Below are 5,156 nucleotides of genomic sequence, written 5' to 3' on the forward strand. Positions count from 1 at the left end.
CCCCCCGGTCGATTGGGCTGAGCAGAGGGTCGCGCTCCAGTGCACCACCGCCACAGACCAGATTCACCCGGGGACGGGTTTTTGTGCCACGCTTTAGCCTCTTGGTTGTTGTGTTACGGAAAACCCAGAGCTATGTTGTTCGCGTGACACGAGGGAAAGTACTAATGGCGCGACCAAGAGCAGAGAATCCTAGAACAAAGTTCACCAACATCCGGCTGACGGAGGAGGAACGCGCGGCATTCGAAGAGGCTGCGGCAACGAGGGGATACAAGAACGTCAGTGAGTACATTCGCTTCCTGCATTCGGAGCATCTGGGCAAGGAAAGCAGTCGAACAAGTGCGATCGAGACGAACGCCCGCGCATACCCCAAATCCCTCGTGAAGCCCTTCCTCACCACGGACAACGGAGAGATTCTCTGGGGCGACAGTCGGGGGTACCTTTTCGGCAAGGCGAAGCCGAATAGCGTAGACCTGATCATGACCAGTCCGCCTTTCGGCCTCGTTCGCAAAAAGAGTTACGGAAACGAAGATGCCGATCAGTATTGTGATTGGTTTCGGCCATTTGCTGAAGGCTTTCATCGTGTCCTAAAGGACAGCGGAAGTCTGGTCATCGATATCGGTGGAGCTTGGAAGCCCGGCCATCCGACGCGCAGCCTCTATCACTTCAAGCTCTTGGTGATGCTGGTCGAGGAATACGGCTTTCACTTGTGCCAGGAACACTACTGGTGGAATCCGTCGAAGCTACCGACCCCCGCTGAATGGGTGAACGTGCGTCGCGTCCGCGTCAAGGATGCCGTGAACACCGTCTGGTGGCTTGCAAAGACTCCTTACCCAAAAGCGAATAACAAGCGCATTCTGCAGCCATACTCCAAGTCAATGGAGCACTTGCTGAAGAACGGTTATACCGCGAAGTTGCGCCCTTCGGGACATGATATTTCCGACAAGTTCAGCAAGGACAATGGCGGATCAGTCCCACCCAACTTGCTCGCCATCGCGAACACGGAATCCAATGGACGCTACCAAGATCAGTGCCGCGCAGAGAACATTGCCATCCATCCCGCTCGCTTCCCTACGCAGTTGCCGGAGTACTTCATCCGCTTCCTGACCGATCCCGGCGATTTGGTGGTCGATCCATTCGGCGGCTCCTGCGTGACCGGTGTCGTTGCGGAGAATCTGCGCAGACGCTGGGTCTGTTGTGAGCTTTCTGAGGAATATTTGCTCGGGGCAAAGGCTCGCTTCGTGCCGACCGTCCAGCCTCTGCCCAAGGAGCGCGGCGTACCATACGAGATCGCCTCGCCCTGCGCACGGCCAGTCGATGAGGAAGCGGTGCCACTCTTTGAGGATGGAGGCGCGCAACGCCCCGCTTCGATGCGCAAGAAGGCAACCGAGCCGAAAGTCGCCGCCGAGTGAACTTTCACGGGATACTCGACGATAACGGCTTTGGACCACCTGTTCCCATGGGCACGACCGACTGGTCGGTCGTGCCCGACACGCCCGGCGTGTATGTCATCTTTGCCGAAGACGAAGTGATCTACGTCGGCATGGCCGGGCGCGACGGAAAAGGATCGCTCAGGCGACGGCTCCGTGACCACGCAAGCGGGCAGGTCGTCAATATGTTTGCCCAGTATCTCCTGTTTGATCGGATCCTTGATCCCGCTGATCTGCCACGTTCCCCCCAAGAGGCCGGGCGGCGTTGCCGTGCGCACATCCGGCAGTTCTGCGAGGTTCGGGTGCTCCCCGCTGCAGATGCCGCCGCCGCTCGCGCCGTTGAGATAAAATTGCGCGGCGAGCTTGCTCCAACCCTCAATGGGCTTAAGCAAAAAGGCGCTCCCTGACCCAAGAATTGAGCCGCCCATCCAGTATTCCTCCGAAGTCCACCGCACGGGGCGCGTCTGCTGTGTCATCGATGAGTGAGGGGACCTCACGGCTTAGAGCAATCAGTGACCGGCGGATCAGCGAGGGCAATTCGGCTTCGCCACAATATCCCCGTCCATACCGAACGATCTGACCCGCGGCTTCACGGAAACGCGCATTTGCCGTATCGCCCGCCAGATACTTGACCTCGACGATGGCCGCCACGCTTCCAGCTTCGTCGTCGACAATTACCAGGTCCGGACGATCCGCTGCTGCAGCCATCCCGTATGCAGCGAGAACGGCTTCAAGCCGCAGCTCAGATGGCTCCAGCGCAGGTGGCACATACAGACCGCCGCCTGACTGCCAGAAAACCGAGTACCGCCCGCAGCGCAAGACTGGCTGTCCTGGCCGAGCATCAAGTACAGACAGACGCAGCGGAAGGCCGAGTTCCGCAGACAGCGCTTCCCCGAGTCCCGCCGCAACGGCCAATTCGAAACGACGCCACTCCTCAAGTGGCCCGATGAGCGTGCTTCGAAGGACACGTGAAAGCGCGGCTTCGTCGCCAGCTTCGACCCCCGTCAACGTCGTGTAGGCCGCAATCGCATAGCGATAGATCAGTCGTCGCGACCGCGCTGCATCCCTTACGGCGTTTGGCCCCGGCCTTCGTCCAGCCGTCACGTGCTTCAGCGGTTCTCGCAAAGCGTCGAGCCGCTTCACCGCTGAAATTTCCGCCATCGCCGCCTCAATCAGGCTCGCGTAGGCCGAATTCTTGGGCTGCATCGCAAACAGACGCTCAGCATGAGTCGCGGCCATGTGCACAACCCAAGCGACGACTTGGTTTGGCCCCGTGTTGAACGATCTCACAGGCTCTTCCGAAACAATCAGAGACGGGTGCCCGGACACCCTTCGCGCAATAACCGAAGCCCGGGCATCGATCCTTCCGCGCGCGACTGCGTCATCTGTTCGTCTCTGGAATTGCAGCAGCGCCTGCGCTTCGTGCCGATGGGCAAGGAGATATTGAACGAACTCCCGAACCGGCGCTGAGATCGCCCAGTGCGCGCGAAGGAGTTCGAGATCGCGGGCAAGGTCAAGCGACGGCCGGTCAGCACCGAGAAGCGTCCCAGACCGGAAATGCCGGAGGAAGATTCCTGCTGCAAAGTCGGAAATCGCTCGGTCGATCCCCTCCATCAGACCGCAACCGACTCCATCCGCCGCTTGATCCGATCACTGGAGTCCGCATCAAGGCCGAAGGCGTCTACGGCCGCTTGCGCAAGGAAGTCGGCATCCTGGACCACAATCCCGTCAAGCATCGGCAGCAACACCATGTCCACCGCATCGAGCAAAGCCTCTCGCATTGAGGGCGTAGGGACAGCGAAGAAGTCTGCGCCATCATCCATCGCCTGGACGGCCTTGATTGCATCAATGATCGGGGCGGGTCCAAGAACACGAACCTTGTTGATGGCCGCCCAGAAAGCACCAAGCGGACAAGGTGCGCCCGCAGCAGGCCCAGCCCAAGTTGGATCAGACTTTCTGATAAAAGACTCAATGAAACCAGCCGTGTCGCGCGGCACGTCGACATAGACCCAGCCAAATCGGCGGCTGAGGGCATAGGACATTTGATACAGAGCGGCCTTGTCGATGGAATTGATGGTAGCAATCAGCCGCCAGTGCGGGCCTGGCGCGAACTCGTATGTCTCTGCCGAGGGCTTGCTTTCTGGCAGGATCACATATTGCGGGCTATCCTTATCCTCGATGTTCAGCCGGTAGGGCAAAGTGGTCTGCTGGCCACTCAAGACAGTAAAGAGCGGACCGATCACCTTATCGATGTCGCAACGATTAAGTTCGTCGATGATCAGCGGACGATCAAAGCGACGAAGCAATACGCCAGGAATGAAGGCAACGGCGCCAGCGCCTACTGGTTGGTACCCCCCGATGATGTCTTGCGAACTCCAGTCTGACGAACCTGTCACAAGGGTCCACTTCCCGCCAGTGAGGGTTGCTGCAATCCAGCGCGCGAGAGTTGTCTTCCCGGTTCCAGGTGGACCATACAGCATGATGTGCTGCTTGCCCGATTTCAGCGCCGCATTGATTTGGCGATATACAGCGGGATCGATCCCAAGAAGGTCCGTGTTCTCCGGGATCTCGAGCGACGCGGGTGGGATAATTTCGTCGTCATCGCCATTTTCGTCGCCCGCAACTGCAGCGACTGCAACATTCTTCGGCGTCACAGGCCCGGCGGCCGCCCAAGCGTCCGCGACCATTTTCTTGAGTCTATCAAGTTCGGCTTGCGCTGTGAGATCGTAGACCGGAATTGGAGAAGCTGGATTTCCTGCCGGCGCGCACTTGATGTCCGCTGCGAGTGCGTCGATCACATCTCCATAAGTGATCGTGCGCTCCATACCGCTTTCTATGATCTTCAACTCAGTGTTGCGGGGCATCAAACCGAGCAGTCCGCAGCCGATGTACTCCAGAGAGGTCCCCTTGAAGCGCATCGTTCCCGTGGCGGGATCGAAATTGAACGGTTCGGCAGATGACCCTTGTGGGGTTGCACCGTGAAAAACGAATAGCGCGTGAACCTCAAAGTCTTTGTCTTGGACAAAGTCACCCGGCCCCTGCTGAATCAGCGGCACAAGACGGAATACTACGCCCGCCTTGTCCTCCTGCGCCGTGTTGATCGCACCAAGGTTGAAGGGACCGCCAGCGGGGTTTTCAGCGCGAAGCCCGACGGGTTCTGGAACTATACGATAGATCCAGCGCGGGGGCTTGTTCGCGGAATAGTTCGGCTCTTTCCAATACCCAGCAGCGAGATCAAATTCATGGCGTTCGCCAAGCCCATCTCCGGTCTTGAAACCACACCTGGAGAATTGTAGCCCTCTGTCCTTCAGGAAGGTCTTCAACCAAGTGAAGAACTGGCCCTCGAAATTCTGATTATCCTGTGCTGCCATACGGTTGGCCCGTTCCGTCCAGTTGCCTGCTAGATCGGGAGAAGCCTATAGTTGAGTTGCGGCCGCGTCTATCGGCTTTGGGCAGTCACATGTTCGATTTGTGTTCCATCCGGTAGATGCCCCTGAAATCGAAGTGTTCAGCCGGGCATGAAAAAAAATCTGCATTTTCAGGGTCTTGGAAAACTTCACCAGATCCGCGCAGGCAACAGGTCCAGAGAATATCGAGCCTGAGAGACCGCTTCCGGGCCTCGTGGCGCCGGCGCCGGTGCTCAGCCCCTCCCGTATAACCCTCGAAAGCAACGAGAAAATCCAGCCGCAGCCGGATCGGGAGAACGCTTTCGCGAGGGCAAGTGGCGGA

Annotated in this window: 5 protein-coding genes; 2 read left to right on the top strand and 3 right to left on the bottom strand. The window is 58.6% G+C overall.

Features of this window, described 5'->3' with window-relative positions; all coding sequences use genetic code 11:
• Nucleotides 1-164 precede the first annotated feature (164 nt).
• The gene (locus tag JNC62_RS20385) at nt 165-1,409 is read left to right on the top strand and encodes a DNA-methyltransferase (RefSeq protein WP_136652996.1); all 1,245 of its coding nucleotides are present in this window, start codon (nt 165-167) and stop codon (nt 1,407-1,409) included.
• A 47-nt stretch (nt 1,410-1,456) separates the two neighbouring features.
• Entirely contained in the window at nt 1,457-1,834 is a 378-nt protein-coding gene (locus tag JNC62_RS20390; protein ID WP_114669034.1) for a GIY-YIG nuclease family protein, read from the top strand.
• Here the strand turns inward: JNC62_RS20390 and JNC62_RS20395 are convergent.
• The 3 genes from JNC62_RS20395 to JNC62_RS20405 form a co-directional block, all read right to left on the bottom strand.
• Nucleotides 1,812-3,041 carry a hypothetical protein gene (locus JNC62_RS20395; RefSeq protein ID WP_310458526.1) on the bottom strand — a complete coding sequence of 410 codons (1,230 nt, stop codon included), beginning with the start codon at nt 3,039-3,041 and terminating at the stop codon, nt 1,812-1,814. The two genes, JNC62_RS20390 and JNC62_RS20395, sit on opposite strands and share 23 nt — an antisense overlap.
• Nucleotides 3,041-4,798, bottom strand: coding sequence for an AAA family ATPase (locus JNC62_RS20400; RefSeq protein ID WP_114669035.1), 1,758 nt, complete (start codon nt 4,796-4,798; stop codon nt 3,041-3,043). Before JNC62_RS20400 ends, JNC62_RS20395 begins: the two co-directional genes overlap by 1 nt.
• Before the next feature lie 85 nt (nt 4,799-4,883).
• Nucleotides 4,884-5,156: hypothetical protein (locus JNC62_RS20405; protein WP_374841276.1), on the bottom strand; the 273-nt coding region annotated here is incomplete at its 5' end.

Origin of the sequence: Mycoplana ramosa (assembly GCF_041930185.1) — a bacterium.
Classification (GTDB): domain Bacteria; phylum Pseudomonadota; class Alphaproteobacteria; order Rhizobiales; family Rhizobiaceae; genus Mycoplana; species Mycoplana ramosa.

Coding starts and splice junctions, on each gene's coding strand:
- JNC62_RS20385 (WP_136652996.1), top strand. CDS start 165: ATGGCGCGACCAAGAGCAGAGAATCCTAGAACAAAGTTCACCAACATC.
- JNC62_RS20390 (WP_114669034.1), top strand. CDS start 1,457: ATGGGCACGACCGACTGGTCGGTCGTGCCCGACACGCCCGGCGTGTAT.
- JNC62_RS20395 (WP_310458526.1), bottom strand. CDS start 3,041: ATGGAGGGGATCGACCGAGCGATTTCCGACTTTGCAGCAGGAATCTTC.
- JNC62_RS20400 (WP_114669035.1), bottom strand. CDS start 4,798: ATGGCAGCACAGGATAATCAGAATTTCGAGGGCCAGTTCTTCACTTGG.